This window comes from Bradyrhizobium sp. 604_D8_N2_3, from assembly GCF_051810765.1.
GTDB lineage: Bacteria > Pseudomonadota > Alphaproteobacteria > Rhizobiales > Xanthobacteraceae > Bradyrhizobium > Bradyrhizobium barranii.
On the sequence record NZ_JBPWPM010000001.1, the window covers coordinates 1,458,849 to 1,480,768 of the forward strand.

Consider the following 21,920-nt stretch of genomic DNA (forward strand, 5'->3'; position numbering starts at 1 on the left):
CGCCTATGATGAATCTTGCCGAATATCGCCGCTCGAATACGCGCCTTGCCGACTTCCTCCCCTGGGCCGCGCTCGTCGACGAGGGAATTGTATTGAACAAGAATGGCTCGTTTCAGCGGACGGCGCGGTTCAGGGGACCGGACCTTGACAGTTCTGCGCCGGCTGAGCTTGTTGGGCTCGCAAGCCGGCTGAACAACGCGCTCCGGCGTCACGGATCGGGGTGGGCAGTTTTCGTCGAGGCGCAACGGCATTCGGCAGGGCGCTATCCGCCTGACACGTTCCCGGATGTCGCATCCGCCTTGGTGGATGCGGAGCGCAAAGCGCAATTCGAGGAGGCTGGCAGCCATTATGAATCGAGCTACTACCTGACCTTCCTTTATCTGCCGCCGGCAGAAAGTGCAGCTGTGGCCGAGCGTCTCCTGTACGAGGGCAGCCATCGCGGCCCCGGGGCGGATGCGCGCGAGGTGCTGAGTGGCTTCGTCGACCGGACCAACCGCGTGCTGCAGCTCGTTGAGGGCTTTATGCCGGAATGCGGCTGGCTCGATGACGAGGCAACGCTCACCTACCTGCACTCGACGGTCTCGACCAAGCGGCATCGCGTTCGGGTGCCGGAAATCCCGATGTATCTCGATGCGCTCCTTGCCGATCAGCCGCTGACAGGCGGGCTTGAGCCGATGCTGGGTGACGCACATGTGCGTGTCCTGACGGTTGTGGGGTTTCCCACGGTGACCACGCCCGGAATTCTCGATGATCTCAACCGGCTGGCGTTCCCGTACCGGTGGTCGACCCGGGCGATTATGCTCGACAAGACGGATGCTCTAAAGCTCTTGACCAGGATCAGGCGGCAATGGTTTGCCAAGCGCAAGTCGATTGCCGCGATCCTGAAGGAGGTGATGACCAACGAGGCGTCCACGCTTCTGGATACCGATGCCTACAATAAGGCGATGGATGCAGACAGCGCGCTCCAGGAGCTGGGCTCCGATCAGATTGGAGAGGCCTTCGTGACGGCAACGGTCACGGTCTGGGACAGGGATCCTAGCGCGGCCGAAGAAAAGCTCCGCCTCGTCGAAAAGGTGATCCAGGGCCGGGACTTCACCTGCATGGCTGAGACGGTGAATGCCGTCGAAGCCTGGCTCGGCAGCCTGCCGGGACAGGTCTATGCAAACGTGCGTCAGCCGCCGGTGTCGACGCTAAATCTCGCCCACATGATCCCGCTCTCCGCGGTCTGGGCGGGAGAGGTGAGGGACCATCATTTCAGGGCGCCTCCGCTGTTCTTCGGCAAGACTGAAGGATCGACCCCTTTCCGCTTCTCGCTCCATGTCGGCGATGTCGGACACACTCTGATCGTTGGACCGACCGGCGCCGGGAAATCGGTGCTGCTCGCGCTGATGGCGCTGCAGTTCCGGCGCTATCCAGCCGCTCAGATCTTTGCCTTCGATTTCGGTGGGTCGATCCGTGCAGCGGCCATCGCCATGGGTGGCGACTGGCATGATCTTGGCGGCGCGGTTGGTGGAGACTCGGCAGAATTCGTGGCGCTCCAGCCGCTTGCGCGGATCGAGGAGACCGGTGAGCGCGGTTGGGCAGCCGATTGGATCGCATCGATCCTTGCGCGCGAGCGCATCGAGGTCACGCCCGAGACCAAGGATCATGTCTGGTCGGCATTGACCTCGCTCGCCTCGGCGCCAGTTGGGGAGCGGACGCTGACTGGCTTGTCCGTTCTTCTGCAATCCAATGCCTTGAAGCGCGCGCTGCAACCCTATTGCCTCGGCGGTCCGTTTGAGCGGCTGCTGGATGCGGAAGGTGAGCGGCTGGGAGAGGGCTCCGTCCAGGTGTTTGAGACCGACGGGTTGATCGGGACCGGTGTCGCGCCGGCGGTTCTCTCCTATTTGTTCCACCGGATTGAGGATCGCTTCGACGGCCGTCCGACTCTGCTCATCATCGATGAGGGCTGGCTTGCGCTCGACGATGCCGATTTTGCCGGCAAGCTCCGCGAATGGCTGAAGACGCTGCGCAAGAAGAACGCCTCCGTCGTGTTTGCGACCCAGTCGCTGGCCGATATCGACGGCTCCGCCATTGCGCCTGCCATCATCGAGAGCTGTCCGACCCGGATCCTTCTTCCCAATGACCGCGCCATCGAGCCGCAAATCTTAGGCGTCTACCGGCGCTTTGGACTAAATGACCGGCAGATCGAGATCCTCGCCCGCGCGACGCCAAAGCGCGACTACTACTGCCAGTCGCGCCGGGGCAACCGGCTGTTCGAGCTCGGCCTTGGCGAAATCGCGCTGGCTTTTGCGGCCGCGTCGTCCAAGACCGACCAGGCTCTCATCGAGCGCGTTCTTGAGGAGCACGGACGAGACGATTTCGTCACCGGCTGGCTCAAGGCGCGCGACCTCGGCTGGGCCTGCAATCTCATTCCGCAGCTTGCCAAGGAAGGTGGCTTGTCATGAAACGTCTCCGTCCGCTGCTGGCAGCAAGTATCATCGCAATTAGCCTGACCCAAGCGCCCCGGGAAGGAAAGGCACAGTGGATCGTATTCGATCCCAACAACTACGTGCAAAATGTGCTGACGGCCGCGCGCGAGCTGCAGCAGATTAACAACCAGATCACTTCGCTGCAAAACGAAGCGCAGATGTTGATCAATCAGGCGAAGAACCTGGCGAGCCTGCCATATTCGTCGTTGCAGCAGCTCGTGCAATCGATCCAGCGCACGCAGCAGCTGCTCAGTCAAGCGCAGCGCATTGCCTACGATGTCCAGCAGATCGATCGCGCGTTCTCCACCACTTACGCGCCCACGTCCGCGAGCATGTCCAATGGGCTCCTCGCCGCCAACGCCCAGACACGCTGGCAGAATGTGGTTGCCGGCCTGCAGGACGCCATGCGGGTGCAGGCAACCGTGGTCGGCAATCTCGATACCAACCGCACCCAGATGTCGGCCCTGGTCACGGCGAGCCAGGGCGCGTCAGGTGCTCTGCAGGCAAGTCAGGCCGGCAACCAGCTCCTTGCGCTGCAAGCCCAGCAGCTTGCGGATCTCACCGCGACCGTGGCCGCGCAGGGGCGCGCACAAACGCTCGAAGCCGCGCAAAGAGCAAGTGCCCAGGATCAGGGGAGGGAGCAAATGCGGCGCTTTCTGACCCAAGGTCAGGGCTATCAACCGACAACCGTGCAGATGTTCCACTGATGATAAAGAACAGATTTGAACGGCTGCCGATCGCGGTGGCGGTTAGCCTCACAGTCCTGGTCGTCGCCGCCTGCGCCATTCGCCTGCGCGGCGACGATAGCGCGACCCAATCTTCCGCCTCGCCCGCTGCGAAGCCCGATCCGACGGCGGCAAAGCTCGAGCAATGCCGCACCGTCACCTACGAGCAGAGAGAGGCTCTGCTCGACTGCCAGAGGATCTGGGCGGAACGGCGCAGCCAGTTCTTGGGGAAAAGCGGATCGGTAGACGGTGATAGCGGGGTAGGCGCCGCGCCATTTTCCTCGCCTGTGCCGCGCAAGGACGAAAGCCGCCTCCCGTCCCTCTCACCCTCCGTTCCAAGCCAGAGCGAGTGAGCAATGGGCGGCACCTCCGTCATCGACCAGTTCCTGGAAACCTTCACGCGCTATATCGATTCCGGATTCGGCCTGGTCGGGGGCGAAGTCGGCTATCTCGCCACGACGCTAGCTGCAATCGACCTTACGCTTGCGGGCCTGTTCTGGTCCCTCGGAAGTGATGAGGAGATTCTTGCCCGGCTCGTCAAGAAAACCTTGTTTGTCGGTGTCTTTGCCTACCTGATCGGTAATTGGAACAGCCTTGCCCGCATCGTCTTCGAGAGCTTTGCAGGTCTTGGCCTCAAAGCCTCGGGCACGAGCCTGTCATCGGCAGATTTCTTGCGGCCAGGTCGGATCGCGCAAGTGGGGCTCGATGCCGGCCGTCCGATCCTGGACTCCATCTCGGGCCTGATGGGGTATGTCAGCTTCTTCGAAAATTTCGTCCAGATCGCGGTCCTGCTGTTCGCCTGGATCGTGGTGCTGCTGGCCTTCTTTATTCTCGCCATCCAGCTCTTCGTCACGCTGATCGAGTTCAAGCTGACGACGCTTGCAGGTTTCGTCCTGATCCCCTTCGGTCTGTTCGGCAAGACCGCCTTTGCGGCCGAACGGGTGCTGGGCAACGTCATCTCCTCCGGCGTCAAGGTTTTGGTCCTCGCCGTCATCGTCGGCATTGGATCGACCTTATTCTCGCAGTTCACGGCAGGTTTCGGCGGCAACCAGCCGACCATCGAGAACGCGATGGCGCTGGTGCTCGGCGCGCTCGCCTTGTTGGGCCTCGGCATTTTCGGACCCGGGATTGCCAACGGCATCGTCTCCGGAGGTCCGCAGCTCGGCGCAGGCAGCGCCGTTGGGACGGGACTTGCCGCCGGTGGTGTCGTTGCGGCTGGCGCTGGCGTTGCGGCCGGTGCTGCCGGTCTCGCCGGCGGAGCGATTGCAGGCTCGCTACGCGGTGGAAGCGCGATTGCAAGCGGCACCATGAGCGTGTTTCGGGCGGGGAGTCAGTCCGGCTCCGAGGCGAGCGCGTCCGGCGCCGCAAGTCCCTTGCGTTCGGTCGCAGCTGGTCTTGGTGGACCGGCGAGCGATGCCGGTAAGGGGGAAGGGGATTCCTCGAGAGCTTCCGACAGTGCGCCCGCCTGGGTTCGGCGCATGAAGAGAGCGCAGACGATCAGTCATGGCGCATCAGCGGCAACCCACGCGATCCGCTCAGGTGATCACGGAGGCGGCGGCGGATCTGTCGACCTCTCGCAAGAGGACCACTGAACTCCTTTCTTTCGAATTCGGTTCCCCGCTATCTCTTGAGGTCAAGCAATGTTCAAACGATCGGCCGTTCACTATGGCCGCACGCCAGAAGCCGTCACTCCCTATCAACGCGCAGCCCAGGTCTGGGATGATCGCATTGGGTCTGCGCGCGTGCAGGCCAAGAACTGGCGCTTGATGGGCTTTAGCTGCCTCTTCTTATCAGCCGGCTTTGCCGCCGCCCTGGTCTGGCAATCCGCTCAAGGGACGATCACGCCCTGGGTGGTCGAGGTCGATAAATTGGGGGAGGCGAAAGCCGTTGCTCCGGCAAACGCCAGCTATCAACCGACCGATCCGCAAGTCGCCTTTCACCTGGCGCGCTTCATCGAGCATGTGCGAGGCCTCCCGATGGACGCCATTGTCCTGCGCGAAAACTGGCTCCGCGCCTACGACTTTACAACCGATCGCGGCGCGGCCGCACTGAATGACTACGCCCGCAACAACGATCCATTCGCCAAGCTCGGCAAGACGCAAATTGCGATCGAGGTCTCGAGCGTCATCCGGGCTTCGCCTGAGAGTTTCCGCCTCGCCTGGGTCGAACGCCGCTACGACAACGGTCAGCTGGCCGCAACCGAGCGGTGGAGCGCGATCGTTAGCATCATCGTGGAGATGCCGCGCGATCTCGATCGCCTCCGCAAGAATCCGCTTGGCATCTATATCAACGCCATCAACTGGTCGAAGGAGCTGGGCTAGTCATGCTGTCAGGTCTCATTGCGTCACAGAGGGTCCGCCCGAGCCTGGCTCTGGCTCTCGCTATTGGTGTGTCCACCCTTGGCGGGTGCACCACGTTCAAGCCGCCGCAAATCAGCTATGATAGCGATGTCCCGCCGGCTCCAGATCTGCCGGCGCTTGCCGACGATCGGCCGCGGCCGCTGCATGTCCCACCGGCCTGGAAGGCGGCGCGCGGCGGCAAGAACGCGGAAGCCAAGGAGCCGATTGAACGGATTGAGACCGCGAATGACGCCGCACGTGTGCAGCCGCGAAAGGCCGGCTACTTCAATGCGGTGCAGGTGTTTTCGTATAGTCCGGGCGCTCTCTATCAAATCTATGCCGCGCCGGGGCAGATCACGGACATTTCGCTGGAGCCCGGTGAGCAGCTGATCGGCTCGGGACCGGTCGCCGCCGGTGACACCGCCCGCTGGGTGGTCGGCGACACCGAAAGCGGCAGCGGCGACACGAGACGCGTGCACATCATGGTGAAGCCGACACGTCCGGCGATCGAGACCAATCTCGTCGTCAACACGGATCGGCGCACTTACCTGATCGAACTCCGCTCCCGGGAAAAGCCCTACATGCCACAGGTCGCATGGTTCTATCCGGAGGACCGGACCGCGCGTGGTCGAGCCCTGCCGCCCACACCCGTCATTCCGGATCAGGTGCAGCGCCGTTACCGCTACGCCATCGAGGGAGACAGCCCACCCTGGCGTCCTGTCAATGCCTATGACGATGGACGCAAGGTCTACATCGAGTTTTCACCCGGCGTCGGCCAGGGCGAGATGCCGCCGCTGTTCGTGATCGGGCCTGATGGCAAGACCGAGCTCGTCAACTATCGCGCTTACGGCAATGTGCTGATCGTGGACCGGCTGTTCGCGGCCGCGGAACTGAGGCTGGGCGAGGAGCACCAGCAGAAGGTCAGAATCGTCCGAACCGACGGGAGGTCGCTGTGACAGAGACTGGCCAGCCCAATGACACACCCAAGGACGCTCCTCGGTTTAAGCCGCCGGAAAATATCGTCGAAACCCTTCGGCTCCGGCCAGATCGGCCGCAAGTTACGCGCCTATCGCGCAAGGTGCTTGCGGGTGGCAGCGCCCTTTTGCTGGTGCTCATCTGTGGTGCGGTCTTCTGGGCTCTTCAGGAGAAGCAATCGCGCTCGCCGGCCGCCGAGGAGCTTTACGCGACCGACCACCACAATGTCGCCGATCAGCTTGCAACGTTGCCGAAGGATTATGCTGAGATACCGAAGGAGGTGCCGCGCCTTGGACCCCCTTTACCAGGCGATCTTGGGCGGCCGATCGTTGCAGCACAGGGCTCTTCGACGTCCAGCCCGCTCGGTGTTGACGCTGAACAGCAGCGCGTCAATCAGGAGAGCGAGGCGGCACGCACCAGCAAGGTGTTTGCCAGCACCAACGTCCGCGCACAGGCTCCTGTCACATCGGCAAGTGAAGCCCCATCGATTGCAGCGCCATCATCCGACGAAGCATTTGCCCAGAATGGCCAGGATCGAAAACTTGCGTTCGTCAGTGCTTCCGTTGACCGTCGAACCACCAGTCCCGATCGCCTGGCAAGACCGGTCTCTCCCTTTGTGGTCCAGGCGGGAACGGTCATTCCGGCTGCTCTCATCACGGGGATTCGGTCCGACCTGCCTGGGCAGATCACGGCCCAAGTCACGGAAGCGGTATACGATTCCCCTACCGGGCGAGCTCGCCTTATCCCGCAAGGAGCCCGGTTGATCGGGACGTATGATAGCCAAGTCGCATTTGGCCAATCGCGCGTCCTCCTGGTGTGGACGCGCCTCATCATGCCAAATGGGCGGTCAATCGTGCTGGAGCGGCAGCCGGGCGCAGATGCCGCGGGCTACTCTGGGCTTGAGGATGAGGTCGACAACCATTGGAAGGAGCTGTTGGGGGCCGCTGCGCTTTCGACGCTGCTCGCCGTCGGCACCGAGGTGAATTCCGGATCGGATACGGGCAGCACCAACAGCGACCTCATCGCTGCGCTCCGCCGCGGGGCGGCGGACTCGATGAACCAGACGGGCCAGCAGGTGGTCCGCCGCAATCTCAATATCCAGCCGACCTTGACGATTCGTCCGGGATATCCGGTGCGGGTGATCGTCAATCGCGACTTGGTGCTCGAGCCGTACAGGGGACGATAATGGCCAAACTCAAACTCGGTGCAATCGAGGACGATAAGCCACTCAAGGTCACGCACGAACTGCCCGCGCGTATCCACCGGGATCTTGTGGCCTATGCTGAAATCCTTGCGCAGGAGACCGGCCAACCGATCGGGGATCCAGCTAAGCTTATCGCCCCGATGTTGGCGCGGTTCATGGCCGCGGACCGGAATTTCCGGAAAGCTCGACGGGCGCATCAACGTCCGACGGGCGGCGGGGAATAGCGCTCAGAGAGCAGATTCAGGAATTCCTGCAGGGCTGGATTATTATTTTCGGCTCGCCAATGGGCCGAAAAGTCGAAACGGCTCGGACCCGTGCCATCGCGCAGCTCTCGGTAGGTCAGGCCCGCATAATTTGCCCCCATATCGGACTCGAGCACCAGGCTTATTCCTGTGTGCATGCTGATGAGGCTTTTGACGATTGCGCGACTGACGTCGTGGCGCTCGATCTTGGGGCGATCCTCGGGCGAGAGGAGCTTGGAAATCAGAAGATCTTCGAGCTCCTTTCCCGCGTCATAGTAGCTGAGTAGCACTGTCTCGCCGCGCAGGTCAGTCCAGCACACAGTCTCGCGCCCGGCGAGCGGATGATCATGGGGCAAGGCTACAAGAACAGGCTCCCTCCAAAGCGGCATTTCTTCAGTTTCCAACAATGGGAGGTTTCCTGTCACGATCAGGACATCAATTGCGCCGTTTCGAAGTGCCGCTGCCAAACGCGTCCGTGATCGTTCGACCGTCGCAAGTGCGATCTGCGGGAACCGCTCTTTGAACGCGAGTAGCGAGGCTTGCAGATTGCCTGCCGAAAGCGAGGTGCAGAAGCCGACGGTCAGACGGCCGATTCCGCTGTTATGAACAGATCGCGCGGTGGCGATGAGCGCGTCGAATTCATCCAGAATGGTCCTTGCCAGCCGAAGCACGTCGCGGCCGGCCTGCGTCGGGCGCACGCCTCCGCTATGGCGCTCGAAGATGGCGATGCCCAAATTGTGCTCGATTTCATCGATTCTTCGGCTGAGACTCGATTGTTGCGACCTCAGCAACTCCGCGGCTCCGCGGAAGCTGCCGCAATCGGCCGCAGCAACGGCCGATCGCAGGTGTTTCAGTTCGATTGCCTTGCCGGCTTGAGGGGAGGGTGTTGATCGACGTGGTTTGTGCATCGTAAGTCTTAAGCAGATGGGCTTTCCGCTCCAATGCGCAGCGATGCCCCGTTTGTACTTGCTTCCAGATCCTAGGCGGCCGCTCGGATGACCGGAGCCCAGAGCACCGGACCTGAGATGTGTCCCGCTTGGCGGATGCGTTCCAAAGCATCAGTCGACACTTCCAGATATCCAGCAATGGCCGTGGTGTTTCCGAGAGGACGAGCTTTTCCGATTTTGCGGAGCGGCCAGCCCGCGCGGCGAAGAATGCGTTCCATCCGGGCGTCAGTGACCGTAACGATTTCGGTCAATTCAATCGAAAGGCCGAATTCAATCATGCCCGCAAACAGCTCGTAAGTAGCAGTATTAAGTCCACCACTTGCCTTCGGCGCATCCGGAGGAACATCGAGCGCGAATCGACTGCTCTCCCAAATCCGGTCGCTTCGTGGCGCCCGCTGCCCGTCCAGAAGGATCGGGAAGGTGTCTCTCAGCATGGTTGGGCCGGTCGAAGGCAGAAGCCGGACGCAACCCTGAATACGTCCAGCGTTCGAGCGGTTCAGGAGGTGCACGGGTCGAAGGACATCAAACTCGTCGACTTCTATCTCGCCGCTGACTTCGACGTTCCAGTCCAGGCGCTGTTTGAAAACGCGATACCGCAGCCGGTGCATCTCGGTGAGGTCGTCGACGAATTCCCCGTAGTATTCCGGCGTGATGAGCTGCATCATTCTTGCCTCCTTGCCTTGCTTCAGGCAAGCAAGCAGAGAAGGCAGGAAAGCACATCCTGTAGAGTTGCACAGGTGCTTGCAGCTTGCGGTTGATCTATTTTCGAAGTTTTGATTCGGTCAACAGCACGATCGCTTGACGAAGCGAGCTAACACCAAGCTTCGCGCGAGCGTTATCCAGGTGAAATCCCGCGGTTCGCTCTGCGATGCTGAGAATGATCCCGATCTCCCCGGCTGATTTGCCGCGCGCGGACCATTCGAGACACTGGTACTCGCGAGGAGATAGCACTACCCCACCGATCATGCGATCAATCGTCCAGAAGCGTTTTGCATGTGCATGGAAAAACATTGCGATTAACCGCAGGCTCTGGGCGTGCTCGACCAGCGAGCGCTCGAAGTCAGTTCGACGGTCGTCGCTTGCAAAGCTCAGCGCGGCGATTGCGCCCTTGTCATCGTGAATAGGGAATGTAAATCCGCAGCGAATCCCAAATTTGGCGGCTTCTTCGAACAGAGCGCGTTCTGCCTCCGACCGATTTTGCGCTTCGAATCCAAGGCCCCAGCGGAAGGGCTTAGGTTGGCGCATTGCCCGACGTACCACCGGATCGACGGATTCGTAGCCGCGCTGCAGATAGATGGCGGTCCAGGAAGGTGGATATGTCGAGATCAGATTAGGAGCACTGCCCGGCCTACGGGGAAAAGCGAGATATGCGAAGCACGACAGTTCGAGCGCAGCGGCGACCTCGGCCATGCTCTCCTGAGCTGCGTCTCGATGCGTGCTTTCGGTCAATTGCTCAGCAAATCTTTGAAAAACCCGATCCATCGCGCATGAGCCCACGGGCCTCCCTGGTAGGCGCTCCTAGCATTATCGGATCGAGCATCACCGCGAATGGGGCAAAACAACGAAGAAGTCGATCCATTTCGGCTTCGATCGATCTTGATCGCGAGACCCTACATCGGGTGGTTGAGGCGTATCGGGTCAGCCGATTCCTCGCGCTCAAGTTGTGATATCATCGCGGCCAAGTCCGCGAACTCCGTCGTCTGTTTGAAATCCTGCAAGAGGACGCCGAAGGTCGCCGGATTGCTGCGTCCTTGCGTTCCAAGTGGAGGTTTGTACGGCGCTTCTGCTCTTATCGTCACGCCGCCTCAGTAACCATGCGTCTTTTGGGTGACGCGAAATCGGATCCGGATATCAACGCCCCGCGCCCTCCCGGCTGCAAGAGCGTGCAAGACCTCATACGGCCGCGAAGTCAGGAAGGCGGCGCTCAGACCAAGCCTTCAGCCCTTCCTGAGCATCGGCGCAAGAGAGACTTTCAAAGAACCTCGCGTTGATCTCTGCCGGATCGGCAGTGCCTCGGCAAATTGAATTGAGCGTCGCCTTGAGACCGCGGAGCGAACCCGGAGAACGCTGAGCGAGCATTCCGGCAACGACCTCCAATCGCGCTTCGAACCTCTCGGGCGCACAGGTTTCGGTGAGAAAGCCGATCCGCAACATTGTGGCGGTGTCAATCTGCTCTCCCATTAGAAACAACCGCTTGGCTTCGGGCAAGCCGAGTCTCTCTACGTATCGGCGGAGACCGGAATGGTAGTACTGGATGCCTAGCCGTGCAGGAGACATCTGCAAACGACAACCTTCGACCCCGATGCGGAAGTCGCACGCGAGCGCGAAGTCAGTGGCTCCCCCGTCATCGGCGTGCCGACCTATTACCATCGATTGTTGTCGAGCCCGTTGCTAAACAGTGATCGGTGCCGACCGGCTTGCCAAACTACAATGCCGTCACCTCTGTGCTTGGTGCTCCAACCATCACAATGCCACTCCTCGCTATCGATGAGCTTCCCGTCGGGGTGCAGGTGATAGGGTCGCGGGTCTTGATAGCGACCAGTGCCGGGCGCGCCCACAGGTAATCCTCGCCCTTCGTCAACAAATGCCAGCAAAGCACGGTGAGCTTTGGCCGCGCCGGGCTCGGATGCGCAGGAAAAACGCATGCAGCGGACCGGGCGCCTTGGCCGCTGCCCAGGCCGCCTCGACCAGCATGGCGCGCGCGTGACTGCGGCCGATCTTGCTGATGCGGCCGTGATGGGCGGCGCCCAGCGACCGCCAAGTTGACGCCGGTGATCGTCATCAATCTGTTGAGCGCGGAATCGTCTATGGCGTCCTGCGCGATCTCGCGGTCGAGCAGGGCCCAGATCTTCCGTCAGCCGGTCAAGCTCGCGCACGTGGCGATCGATCGCCGCGCGCTCATCGTCCGGCAACGGTTGGGCGGCCAACCACGTCCGGCCGCGGCCGTTGAAGAGATCGGCATGCGGGCACTTCGGGATCAGGTGCGCGTGCAGAATCGAATGCACCTCGTTCTTGAGCCGCGTGCGAAGCGGCACGACCTGGTGGCGCCGCGCCACCAGCCGACGCTTGCGTTCCGTCTCCGCGTCAGGCGTCCAGATCTGCGGCAGGTACCCGGCCGCCTGCAGACTGGCGAGCGTGCCGGCATCGATCTTGTCGGTCTTGACGTGAGCCTGGGCGATCGCCTTCAACTGCAGCGGATTGGCGATAATCACCTGTGCCACGAACGGTGCCAGAACCCGCGATACCGCCATGCTGTTGCCGGTCGCTTCGACCACCACCTCATCACTGGCCAGCAGGGTCTTGCCAAATCCCTCCAACGCAGTCCGCGTCATATCAAGCGGCCCGCATGTCGGAGCCTGCCATCCTCCCAAACCACCACCTCCCCGAAGGTTCGGTGGACGTCGATGCCAATCACCCGTCGCATTCGCACCTCCTGCCAATCAGACCACAAGACGGGAGCTACGGGCGACACGACAACTACGGATTCGCGCTCTCAGCGCAACCGGGCGAGTCGCAGAGGCGGCCAGCTACTAACTCGAGCTCGCGGCTCATCGAATGCATCGGCCTGCCCGCACCTTTCGTGCTCCCGGTGCCTCTGTCCCGATGGTCGCACCATACGCTACGATCTTGAATGTCGCAGCGGAACATCGGCGCCGAGAAACTCTCATACCGGTTACTAACACGGTCGAGCGGTGTCAGGCGAAGACGATATATTTGACGGCGGGATCAAGCCCGGTCCGGTAGCCTCGATGAAGGCGACGATATGCGTTGGGCTCGGGCGCCGGTATTGTGGGGGGATGATCGACGAGCTCGGTCTTGAAGGTACAGAAGAAGCTCTCTATTGGGCATTGTCGTAGCAATCGGCCCTTGAGACTCAGCGATGCCGTGATGTCGGCGCCCGGTAAGAGCATCGCGATAGGCGCGTGAAGCATACCGGGCGGGTTCAAGCAGTCGTCGCAACACGAGTTATTCTCATTCATGACAGCAGACCGGCAAGCGCCTCCGCTGGCGTTTTCCAGCCTAGTACCCGGAATCAGAGCTGAGTGATACGGCGGCCTTTGAAGCGGCGTTGACGGACCTTTTTCTTGGTCCAGACGAAGGGCTCGGCTTTGTCGTTGTACGCGTTGACGTAGGCATCGATGTGTTCCTGAAGCTGCTTGAGGCTTGTGAAGGAGGTGCCGCTAAGCGACTGACCCTGCAAGATCGAAAACCATACTTCGACCTGATTGAGCCAGGACGCACTTGTCGGCGTGAAATGAAATTGCACGTTGGGGTGGGCCTTGAGCCAATGTTCGTTTTTCTTGTGGGTGTTGAGGTTGTCGAGGATAACGTGAAGCTTTCGGCCAGGAAAGGCCGCGGCAACGCTGTTCATGAAGTCGAGAAATTCGACGCGGCGACGACGTTTTGAATGAGTCGCGATGATCTTTCCGGTGGCGACTTCGAGCGCCGCAAACAATGTTGTGGTGCCATGCGGCTTGTAATCGTGGCTCTGGCCGATAACCCTGCGCTCGCTCCAAGGCCTGGATCGAGCGCTTCTCGTCCACGCATAGCACAATGGCCTTCGCGGGCGGGGCGACGTAGAGGCCAACAACAGCGGCGGCTTTGGCTGTAAAGTTCGGGTCGGTGCTCTCGCACCAGGACTTGCGAGCCGCGAGGTCAATCTTGTGGCTGCGCAGGAACCGCCAGACATATTGGACGTCAACATCGCCCAACGCCTCGGCCAGCAGTGGGCCGGTCCAGCGCGCAAACCCTTGCGGGGGCGGCTTATCCAGCAGCTTCAGAATCCGCTTGTCGGTCGTCTTCGTATAAATCGGCTGCTTGCCAGGCCGCGGCTTGTCTTTCAGCGCTTCAAGGCCATCGTCAGCATAGCGATGCCGCCAAAGGCTGACAATCCGCGGCTGGACCCCAACTTCCTTGGCAATCGACCGGGTGCTGCGCCCGTCCGCCGCCAACAGAACTATCCGCGCCCGCTTCAAATCGCGCTGCAACGTCACCGGTGAGCGACAACACGCCTCAAGCACCTTGCGATCTTTCCTCGAAAGGTGGACTTCTCTTGCTTCGGGTATCATCCATGTCTTGAATCACGACTCACGATCCAAGAACGTGGGTACTAGTGTCCTCTTGGAAGTACTGTCGCAGCAACCCGTTGGTGTTCTCGTTAGTACCGCGCTGCCAAGGGCTTTGCGGGTCGCAGAAGTAGACCTGGATACCCGCATCGATCTTGAGACGATCGTGCTGAGCCATTTCGGCTCCCTGATCCCAGGTCAGCGAGCGACGCAGTTCTTCGGGTAAGGTGATGACGGTGCGCGTGATCGCATCGCGCACGGCTTCGACCCCGTGTCCCGCGAGCGCAGGTCCGTTCTTCACGCGCGGAGCTTCGCCATGCCCCGCCAACCGGGGAAGGTGCAATAGCATCGTGAAGCGCGTCGTGCGCTCGACCAGCGTGCCGATTGCCGAGCTGCCAACACCGAGGATGAGGTCTCCCTCCCAATGTCCCGGCACTGCTCGATCGGCAGCTTCAGCAGGGGCGCTCACTGATCAGGATCTCCGGGCAGACAAAGCCCTTGCCTCGCCTGCCTACGCGCGCTCTGGGCATCCGTAATACACGCCCTGTTCGCAAGCAGGCCGTCAGCTCGCGGCGCAGCGCCCCACGGCCCTGAACGAAGAGAGCTTGATAGATAGCTTCGTGGCTGATGCGCATCGTCTTGTCGTCCGGGAAGTCGATCGGCAAGCGTCGAGCAATCTGCTCAGGGCTCCAGGCTTTGGCCCATCGCCGATCCTTGCGCGGGCCATGCCGGCGCCCCTTCCACGGAACGGCGGGATCGGGAACGGGAGCGCCGGTCGGGGCAACGACGCCGCCAGCAAGTCTCTCCTCCACATAAGTGCGCAAGGTTGCATTGAGCGCAAGCTTGGCCGGCTTGGGCCGGCGGGCGGATCGATCTGCATGCCACTGGGCAGTTGTTGCCCGATACTCCAACCCGCCGCCGCGGGTGGCCGCATTGCGCCGCAGTTCACGGGAGATTGTCGAAGCAGCCCGCCCCAGGCGACGTCCGATCTCCTGTATGGAGTGGCCCTGCACCTTGAGAAGTGCGATCTCCTCGCGCTCAATCAACCAGGGCTACCGCTCCCGCCTTTCGGAATGATCTGCTTCGGACAGGTTGTGACAATCCGGGGTCGACTGCAGCAGCTTCGCTGGTTAGCGCGGCGGCTATCGCCCGCCAAATTTGCTTTGTTCATCACGCCTTGCAACAGAGAGCCGTCCTGGCGATGGCAAGGGGGCTGGTCGTGACCGCGCCGATCGACGCATTACAACGTTCATCGCAAGCCTCCGACCTCCGAGTGTTGCGACGACCGTTTGAATCCGCCCAATATGCCTCACAGGCCTATGGTGACGAGCTCAAGGGCGCCGGCATCGCGCATCGATGAGTCGCAAGCCCGATTCTACGACAATGCCCCGCAGTTAATCACCCATTGGTGCGATAAGGTTTTGAGGCCGATCAGCCGCCCGACCTTCCGCAGCTTTGCCGCACTTAGCAATCATCTTTCGCCCTTACGCTCACTTCAATCAGCTTAACCTGCCGGCGCATCCTACTTCCTTAGAATCAGGCGTGCCGGGCGTTCCTTTGCTGCGAACGCCTGATCATTCGTAATGATTCCACTCTCGAGGAGCATGTCCAAAACGCGGTTTGCACGCTCACGCGCATTCGAAAGTGCAACATGCGAATATGGAACGGGTGGCGCATTTATGAGGCCGGCAAGCAGGGCCGCTTCGCTGAGTTCGATATCCTGAACCTGCTTCTGGAAATAATTTTGCGCCGCCTCACTGACGCCGAAGATGTCAGCTCCGATCTGCACACGATTGAGGTAGATATTCAGGATTTCATCCTTACTGAGGCGCCATTCCAGCCAAATTGCGACAAGCGCCTCATGAAACCACGCATCCGCACTGTGCTGATCGAAGGGGACTAGCAGCCTCGCAACCTGCTGGCCAATAGACGGACGCAGGGGATTCGTGTCCGGACCAGCATGCAATGAGAGCGCAATCGCGCCAAGGTCAATCCCGAAATGGCTATAGAAGCGCCGATCCCCAGCTGCCAAGGTCCCCATCACCAGAACGTCAGGAAGCTCTTGCACCGAAGGTGTGCTGTACTTCCCGCAGGCGGTGGTCAGACCCGTGCGGCACACCGGCAGATCGACTGCGCGATCGGAGCTTTCACTCCAACCCAGATTACCAGTCTTGTGTAATACGGGATTTGCTAAGATCAGGAACAGAAGTAGACTCATAAACCCGAATGTTAAAGTCTCCGAGAGCGGCTCGAGGATCGCACAGCGCAACGAACCACGCAGAAGCCTCGCCCGGCGCATCAACTCCATACTCATACACGCCATTGAAGTTATACGCGTAGCGAAAGCCATCATACGAGCATGAATCACGGATCTTCGCGGTCGCGGGATCATCTGACTCTCTTGCTCACTTCGGGCCTGAACTTGTGGCTCTGCACAGGCGTGCGCCGCGACGCAGCAAGCCCTTGGGGGTGAATCGCTTGCCCTCGCGAACGCCTGCGAGCGCAATCCGTCCGCAGGATCGGGCTCTGCTGCCAGCAGGCGGATTGCTCGAGCGACAATCCCGCATGACTGCTGCAGCTATCTGCGGAGGAGGCGGCAGCCATCTGCAGCCGCGCGCTGCTCGCGAAAGCGCGGATGGGCGCCGAACCGGCTCCGACAACGGAAGAGAATGGGAGCTGACACCGTCATCGAACGCGCCTCACAGATCCAAAGTGTGCCGTGCCGCCATCTTGAGGCTGGTACGTGTCCCAATTCGCCGAATCGAACGGTTAGTTGGTACAACTTGACGCTAGGTACGATTCAAGTCTCTTAAGGGCGGCTCACCATTCAGACAGGCGTTTGGCTCGTGTAAGTGATCGGGCCGCGTAGCGGCCCGGCCCAATTGCCTATCGCGGTGCAGCAAGCGCGACCGCGGCGCCAAATCGCACGATCAAGATGAGCCCAAGGGGTTCGCCACTCGGCCCTGATCGGATCTGATCGCACCGGCGCGTAGTGCGTCGACTTCGCGAATGGATCGATTGGAACGCAAACAGAGAGTCTCTTGGCGCAGACCGTCTCGATCTCATGGCCATGTGCGGATACGGAGCGATGATCTGCCATTCTGCAGCTGGTTCTTGGGAATAATGCCCTTGGTCGGATGTCATTCTAGGCGCAGCTCCCAGCGTCCTCCTTCGGTGAACAATACGACAACGCATGTCAGGCCGCTTTGAACGCGCGCTGACGTGACGCGGTCGCGCACCCGGGACTCTCTGGTTCTGTTCGCTAGGGCGCCATTCCATGGCAAACATCAAGGGTAGCAAAAGCACCCGGATGAATGCCCGCTGTGCGCCGATTGGCATCCACGCCTTACGGCGTAGGAGCTGGGTCTCCCTTCGCCTGGACGACCGGGCAACCAGCCGGAGGCTGATCGCAGGAAGCGACAGTGCTCGCTCTTGCAGATGCCGTATGTACTCCGTAGCTAGCGAAGCCGACAAGATTGTCTGTCTTGCGACCAATGTCCGCATTGTAGCAGAAATTGTTGCATCATCAGTCCTCCAGCCTCGCGCGCTGGGCGCTACTCCCACTCCGCAGCTGGTACGACATTTGCTGGAAGCGTCAGCACCGCATCATTCGAAAGACACGCGAGTGTCGGATGCCATTACAGCAACTACCGATGTGAGGCGACTCGATAGGAGCACTTCGCGAAATACATTTCTGTTGCGTTCGGTGGAGCAGCTCGCAACGCAGAGCAGATTGCAATGGCGCAGGGCCCTTCTTCAAGTCGGTTCATCAGAATACGTAAGCTCCGTTCGTCTAAGTCGGTGTGGGAGGCGCCAAATGGACCTATTTTGCTTCATCGAATGCGCGAAACAGAGCCGCTCTATCGCGGCGTTATTCGACCTGCTCGTGAGCTGTTCGTCCGAACAGGGCTTCAGCCAGGTCGCTTACGGGGCGTTGACAGAGGCGGCGCCGAATCGGCAGCCAGAGTATCTCCCAACCACGGTGACAGTGAACTTTCCTTCCGCTTGGTGCGAGCGCTATGCTGAAGGCCGATATATGGCCATCGACCCCGTGGTTCGACGTACGACAAGGTTGTCCGGCCCTTTTCTATGGGACCAGCTCGCTGACAAACATCAATTGCAGCCGAGCGAACTCCGAGTGTTAAACGAGGCCAAAGAGGCCGGACTGAAGCACGGAGTAAGCGTACCGCTGTGCGGACCATTTGGACAGCTTTCGGTCGCGTCGTTTGCATCCATGCACGACGATGCCGACCCTCAGTATCGTCTCGGTCGTCTCAACATCTTGGCTTGGCAATTTCATCACGCTCTTGCAGAGATCGCGCCGTCGTCGGACGGCAAATGCGATGTGCAAGTGGCGCTATCCGGACGAGAAAGGGATTGCCTTCGCTGGGTGGAGGAGGGGAAATCGTCCTGGGAAATCGGAGTCATCCTGCAGGTCAGCGAGAATACCGTGAACTTTCACCTGAAGAATGCAATGCGAAAGTTGGAGACGAGCAGCCGTACTCACTGCGTCGCCAAGGCAATCCGCCTCGGTCTTATATGATTTCGGCAGCCGCCCGCACGTAACGCGCGAGCGACGCGACTGCTCGAGATAAGTCGGGCGAAGGTACAGGCGCCGGGCAGATGTCGAAGTTAGTGGGTGAGGTCTCTGTCGTCTTGCGTAGGCGCCCTGAGAGACGAGCCCATGGCGGATTAGGGAGCGCGCGAAGAGGGTGCACTCCGTAGGTCGGCCACTCAGACGCCGACCGGCCACGGGAAGTGTTCACCGCATCGCTGGCGCGCATGCGGTGAGGGAACTCTTCAGCACGAGCTTGGCAGGCGCGGATTGCGGATTTTACTCGCCTATGAAAACATAATTTCCTTTGATGCTGCAAGTACGTGCTCGCATTACCGCTCCCTAGCCGGGCCCGGCTTTCGGTCACTTTTCCCGGGACGGATCACTATTTCAGATGAAACGAGATGTCCAGCAGCAAGAAGATGGAGGTCCTGGTGGATGCGATCACCGTCGCCAGCGGGCGAGGCGAACTTCGCGCTCCCGGCTGATTGAGCAAGTGCCGGTCTTCGAGGGCATCGAGCAGGTCGCCTGCCATATCCGATCCGAGCTCGCAGTGCGCTTCCCAAAGTCTTGCTCGCTGTTGCCTAACTGGGACGCTGAGCGTTCGATAAGTGTTGCTCATGACAACCAGCGCCACCTCTGGCACAAGACAAGAGATGGTCCGGGCAACAAATCTCCTCAGTCGTAGCGAACGCATCGCTTGCCCCGGTTAAACGCGGAGGACGCTACATTGGACTCTTATCTGCTCGGATGCGCCTTATTCCCTCGCGTTCAACCCCCGCCACGATGTGGCCACTGGGCCAGCCATAGCCGATCTGCCCACCCAAGGTAACGCCGGTCTCATCATGACAGCGTTTAGGCGCGCCGCCACTGGATTCCAGGACGCCGTAGTTGGCGGCATGACACCCTCTCCTACCGAGCTCGTACGCGCATCAGTCGCCGATTGCCGACACCACAGGCGGCGGAACTTGGGGATAGGGCTAGACGGGCGCCGCAGCGGATTGGTACCGAATGCGAGCGCCAGTATCCCTGACTTAATCACGCCGAGTGTCGCTAACAGGTGCTCCCTTCATTTTCTACGTTCGTCTGATTGCCCCGGGTCCGCTTACGCATCAAGAGCGCGGTCGCGAACTGCTGAGTCCGCAACAGCATTTCAAAGAACGTTCCACTCGTACGCTGAGTACGTTTGCCGTCCTGGCCTCATCTGTCAGACGGCAATGTTCGATTGGTGCGATTCTCCCTGCGCCCGCCTGAGCGAGCCGCCGTCTGCTGCATCTAATCGATCAATCGCACCATGAGCCAGATAACACCGGCCCATACACATAGGCAGAACAGTAAGGCGGCCTTCAACGTCCTCACTCGCCTGCTGTGGCGCCACTGAAGGAGCCGCGAAGAGCAACCGGTGAAGCGCCGGCCACGTACAACGGCAACTACCTCGTTGTGATCCGTGAACCGGAACTCCGAGCGATGCTTGCGGATATACGCCAGCCGCTCGGCGGGTGAGAGGCACTGTGCCCAGACTTCCCATGCCTCATCATCAAAGCAAGCGCTATTCTCAAGGACTTCGGTAAGACGTCCACTAGGCTTCATTGTGCATCCGCTAGACCCACTCTCGCGGAGCCAGTTCTAGGAAGTTGGTTTGGGTTCGGAACCTCCCAACTTTGGTAGTCTAGTTCAGCAGCGGAACGTGCAGGCGTCATCGATCACAACTACGCTCTGTGGGTCCCTGACGCGAGATCGCCCCGGCCACAATTTGACGCTGGGGTTCTTTTCCATTCGCGCAGACCGCGTGGGCTCAGTAACCGTCCGGTGAGGCTTTCAATTACCCACATTTAGTCGAACGGGCTGAGGGAGCGCACAAACCATTGCAACGCAGGAATCGACCGTGATTCCTTGTCTGCACCGATTCGCAGGGGCGGTGCCGATGGACGAGGAAGCCGACGCATGGTTTGATCGCGAGCTCGCAGGCTGCAGCCTTTGCCGACGAGCGCCTGAACAAGCGGCTCCGCAAACTGGTAGCGCAGATCGGGAGCGCCATGGGCGAAAGTATTCCGCTGGTGTGCCAAGACTGGGCCAACACCAAGGCTGCGTATCGTTTCTTCTCCAACGACCGGGTCAGTGAGGCGGACATTCTGGCCGGCCACTTTCAATCAACGCGTGAGCGCACGATTGCCACCGACGGTCCTGTTCTAGTGCTCCATGATACGACCGAGTTCAGCTATCAAAGAGAGAACTCAGACGCGATCGGGATCACCAAGAGCATAAACAGCGGCCGGGACAAGGCGGGCCGCCTGAGATCGCACACGGTTTGCGGCATCCTGATGCACTCGAGCCTGGCGGTGACAACCGATGGGCTGGCGCTTGGACTGACGGCCGTCAAGTTTTGGACCCGGAAGAAATTCAAGGGGACCGCCGCACTTAAGAAGAAGATCAATCCGACCCGCGTTCCCATCGAGAAGAAGGAGAGCATTCGGTGGCTGGACAATGTCCGGCAATCCACGGAGTTGCTGGGCGATCCGGGACGATGCGTTCATGTCGGTGATCGCGAGAGCGACATCTATGAGCTGTTCTGCGCGGCTCGAGAAGCTGGAACGCATTTCGTGATTAGGACTTGCGTTAACCGTTTGGCTGGGGATGGAGATCACACGATCGCCGACGAAATGGACCAGGTCGCCGTCAAAGGACTGCATTGCATCGACGTCAGAAACAGCAACGGTGATCCCGATGAAGCCGTCCTCGAGATCAGATATCGCAAGATTCGCGTCTTGCCGCCGATCGGAAAGCAGAAGCGCTATCCCGCGCTGTACCTTGACGGTGATCCATGCCGAAGAGCGCGTGACGCCGAAGAACAGAAAGAAAATCGAGTGGAAGCTGATCACAGATCTGCCTGTTAGCTCCCGCACTGACGCCATTAAGAAGCTCGAATGGTATGCTTTGAGATGGAAGATCGAGTGTTCCACAAGATCCTCAAATCAGGCTGCAAAGCTGAGGAGTCGAAGCTTAGGACCGCCCAGCGTCTGACCAATCTGATCTCGCTCTTTTGCATCCTGAGTTGGCGGGTCTTCTGGATGACGATGCTCAACCGTTCCGCTCCAGACGCGCCGCCAACCCTCGCGTTAACCGCGACCGAAATCGGCGTGCTCGATCGCTTCGTCAACGACAAACCCAAAGCGAGACAGAAGACGCTTTCGCACTATCTCATCAAGATCGCCCGGCTCGGCGGTGATCTCGCCCGCGCCAGCGATCCGCCTCCCGGCAATATGGTCATGTGGCGCGGGCTGTCGCGCCTCACCGACATCGCGTTAGGCGCCTTGGTCGGAGGAGAATTTGTGGGTAATTGAAAGCTCCACCGGAGGCTGACTGGGCTCATAACAGTTCTATATGTCGAACAAGCGC

At 60.4% G+C, this 21,920-nt stretch carries 17 protein-coding genes and 3 pseudogenes; 11 read left to right on the forward strand and 9 right to left on the reverse strand.

What is annotated here, in order from left to right; all coding sequences use genetic code 11:
* The first annotated feature begins 5 nt into the window (after window positions 1-5).
* From trbE to AB7245_RS06880, 8 genes are read left to right on the forward strand one after another with little or no spacing between them, the layout of a single operon-like run.
* Entirely contained in the window at window positions 6-2,447 is a 2,442-nt protein-coding gene (gene trbE, locus AB7245_RS06845) for a conjugal transfer protein TrbE (RefSeq protein WP_439034031.1), read from the forward strand.
* Window positions 2,444-3,178 carry a P-type conjugative transfer protein TrbJ gene (trbJ, locus tag AB7245_RS06850; protein ID WP_439034032.1) on the forward strand — a complete coding sequence of 245 codons (735 nt, stop codon included), beginning with the start codon at window positions 2,444-2,446 and terminating at the stop codon, window positions 3,176-3,178. The genes trbE and trbJ overlap by 4 nt, the downstream gene beginning before the upstream one ends.
* The gene (gene trbK-alt, locus AB7245_RS06855; protein WP_439034033.1) at window positions 3,178-3,549 is read left to right on the forward strand and encodes a putative entry exclusion protein TrbK-alt; all 372 of its coding nucleotides are present in this window, start codon (window positions 3,178-3,180) and stop codon (window positions 3,547-3,549) included. Before trbJ ends, trbK-alt begins: the two co-directional genes overlap by 1 nt.
* 3 nt (window positions 3,550-3,552) lie before the next feature.
* Window positions 3,553-4,788, forward strand: coding sequence for a P-type conjugative transfer protein TrbL (trbL, locus tag AB7245_RS06860; protein WP_439034034.1), 1,236 nt, complete (start codon window positions 3,553-3,555; stop codon window positions 4,786-4,788).
* Between the two features lie 48 nt (window positions 4,789-4,836).
* Window positions 4,837-5,517 (forward strand): conjugal transfer protein TrbF, encoded by a 681-nt coding sequence (gene trbF, locus AB7245_RS06865; protein WP_439034035.1) that lies wholly within the window; start codon window positions 4,837-4,839, stop codon window positions 5,515-5,517.
* Between the two features lie 2 nt (window positions 5,518-5,519).
* Window positions 5,520-6,491: a P-type conjugative transfer protein TrbG gene (trbG, locus tag AB7245_RS06870; RefSeq protein WP_439034036.1), complete on the forward strand. Its 972-nt coding sequence runs from the start codon at window positions 5,520-5,522 to the stop codon at window positions 6,489-6,491.
* Complete coding sequence (locus AB7245_RS06875; protein ID WP_439034037.1) at window positions 6,488-7,696, forward strand: TrbI/VirB10 family protein; 1,209 nt, start codon at window positions 6,488-6,490, stop codon at window positions 7,694-7,696. The genes trbG and AB7245_RS06875 overlap by 4 nt, the downstream gene beginning before the upstream one ends.
* A complete protein-coding gene (locus AB7245_RS06880) occupies window positions 7,696-7,938 on the forward strand; it encodes a DUF2274 domain-containing protein (RefSeq protein WP_439034038.1) in 243 nt (80 codons plus the stop codon). The genes AB7245_RS06875 and AB7245_RS06880 overlap by 1 nt, the downstream gene beginning before the upstream one ends.
* Here AB7245_RS06880 and AB7245_RS06885 read toward each other — a convergent pair.
* From AB7245_RS06885 to AB7245_RS06920, 8 genes and pseudogenes are all read right to left on the reverse strand, one after another.
* Entirely contained in the window at window positions 7,911-8,864 is a 954-nt protein-coding gene (locus AB7245_RS06885) for a LysR substrate-binding domain-containing protein (RefSeq protein ID WP_439034039.1), read from the reverse strand. The genes AB7245_RS06880 and AB7245_RS06885 overlap by 28 nt on opposite strands.
* A gap of 71 nt (window positions 8,865-8,935) precedes the next feature.
* Window positions 8,936-9,568, reverse strand: a complete 633-nt coding sequence (locus AB7245_RS06890) for an acyl-homoserine-lactone synthase (RefSeq protein ID WP_439034040.1) — start codon at window positions 9,566-9,568, stop codon at window positions 8,936-8,938.
* Window positions 9,569-9,662: 94 nt separating this feature from the next.
* Complete coding sequence (locus AB7245_RS06895; protein WP_439034041.1) at window positions 9,663-10,385, reverse strand: helix-turn-helix transcriptional regulator; 723 nt, start codon at window positions 10,383-10,385, stop codon at window positions 9,663-9,665.
* Between the two features lie 411 nt (window positions 10,386-10,796).
* Window positions 10,797-11,273, reverse strand: a complete 477-nt coding sequence (locus tag AB7245_RS06900) for an enoyl-CoA hydratase/isomerase family protein (protein WP_439034042.1) — start codon at window positions 11,271-11,273, stop codon at window positions 10,797-10,799.
* Between the two features lie 151 nt (window positions 11,274-11,424).
* Window positions 11,425-12,327: pseudogene (locus AB7245_RS06905) on the reverse strand (IS110 family transposase); the annotation flags it as partial.
* Window positions 12,328-12,936: 609 nt separating this feature from the next.
* Window positions 12,937-13,972 (reverse strand): annotated as a pseudogene (locus AB7245_RS06910) (IS630 family transposase).
* A gap of 43 nt (window positions 13,973-14,015) precedes the next feature.
* A pseudogene (locus tag AB7245_RS06915) lies at window positions 14,016-15,222 on the reverse strand (IS30 family transposase); the annotation flags it as partial.
* Window positions 15,223-15,491: 269 nt separating this feature from the next.
* Window positions 15,492-16,277, reverse strand: coding sequence for a transglycosylase domain-containing protein (locus AB7245_RS06920; protein ID WP_439034043.1), 786 nt, complete (start codon window positions 16,275-16,277; stop codon window positions 15,492-15,494).
* 1,509 nt (window positions 16,278-17,786) lie between these two features.
* Between AB7245_RS06920 and AB7245_RS06925 the strand changes: the two genes are divergently transcribed.
* The gene (locus tag AB7245_RS06925; protein ID WP_439034044.1) at window positions 17,787-18,512 is read left to right on the forward strand and encodes a helix-turn-helix transcriptional regulator; all 726 of its coding nucleotides are present in this window, start codon (window positions 17,787-17,789) and stop codon (window positions 18,510-18,512) included.
* A 397-nt stretch (window positions 18,513-18,909) separates the two neighbouring features.
* Here AB7245_RS06925 and AB7245_RS06930 read toward each other — a convergent pair whose 3' ends face one another.
* Window positions 18,910-19,059, reverse strand: coding sequence for a hypothetical protein (locus tag AB7245_RS06930; protein WP_439034045.1), 150 nt, complete (start codon window positions 19,057-19,059; stop codon window positions 18,910-18,912).
* Window positions 19,060-20,473: 1,414 nt separating this feature from the next.
* Here AB7245_RS06930 and AB7245_RS06935 point away from each other — a divergent pair.
* Window positions 20,474-21,418, forward strand: coding sequence for an IS4/Tn5 family transposase DNA-binding protein (locus AB7245_RS06935; RefSeq protein WP_439034046.1), 945 nt, complete (start codon window positions 20,474-20,476; stop codon window positions 21,416-21,418).
* A 57-nt stretch (window positions 21,419-21,475) separates the two neighbouring features.
* Window positions 21,476-21,865, forward strand: coding sequence for a hypothetical protein (locus tag AB7245_RS06940; protein ID WP_439034047.1), 390 nt, complete (start codon window positions 21,476-21,478; stop codon window positions 21,863-21,865).
* Window positions 21,866-21,920 lie beyond the last annotated feature (55 nt).

Bases quoted from the DNA above. Each gene is read 5' to 3' on its own strand.
- trbL (WP_439034034.1), top strand. From the start codon at position 3,553: ATGGGCGGCACCTCCGTCATCGACCAGTTCCTGGAAACCTTCACGCGC.
- trbG (WP_439034036.1), top strand. From the start codon at position 5,520: ATGCTGTCAGGTCTCATTGCGTCACAGAGGGTCCGCCCGAGCCTGGCT.
- trbF (WP_439034035.1), top strand. From the start codon at position 4,837: ATGTTCAAACGATCGGCCGTTCACTATGGCCGCACGCCAGAAGCCGTC.
- AB7245_RS06925 (WP_439034044.1), top strand. From the start codon at position 17,787: ATGGACCTATTTTGCTTCATCGAATGCGCGAAACAGAGCCGCTCTATC.
- trbK-alt (WP_439034033.1), top strand. From the start codon at position 3,178: ATGATAAAGAACAGATTTGAACGGCTGCCGATCGCGGTGGCGGTTAGC.
- AB7245_RS06920 (WP_439034043.1), bottom strand. From the start codon at position 16,277: ATGGAGTTGATGCGCCGGGCGAGGCTTCTGCGTGGTTCGTTGCGCTGT.
- trbJ (WP_439034032.1), top strand. From the start codon at position 2,444: ATGAAACGTCTCCGTCCGCTGCTGGCAGCAAGTATCATCGCAATTAGC.
- AB7245_RS06880 (WP_439034038.1), top strand. From the start codon at position 7,696: ATGGCCAAACTCAAACTCGGTGCAATCGAGGACGATAAGCCACTCAAG.
- AB7245_RS06900 (WP_439034042.1), bottom strand. From the start codon at position 11,273: ATGGTAATAGGTCGGCACGCCGATGACGGGGGAGCCACTGACTTCGCG.
- AB7245_RS06895 (WP_439034041.1), bottom strand. From the start codon at position 10,385: ATGGATCGGGTTTTTCAAAGATTTGCTGAGCAATTGACCGAAAGCACG.
- AB7245_RS06885 (WP_439034039.1), bottom strand. From the start codon at position 8,864: ATGCACAAACCACGTCGATCAACACCCTCCCCTCAAGCCGGCAAGGCA.
- AB7245_RS06930 (WP_439034045.1), bottom strand. From the start codon at position 19,059: ATGGCAGGCGACCTGCTCGATGCCCTCGAAGACCGGCACTTGCTCAAT.
- trbE (WP_439034031.1), top strand. From the start codon at position 6: ATGATGAATCTTGCCGAATATCGCCGCTCGAATACGCGCCTTGCCGAC.
- AB7245_RS06890 (WP_439034040.1), bottom strand. From the start codon at position 9,568: ATGATGCAGCTCATCACGCCGGAATACTACGGGGAATTCGTCGACGAC.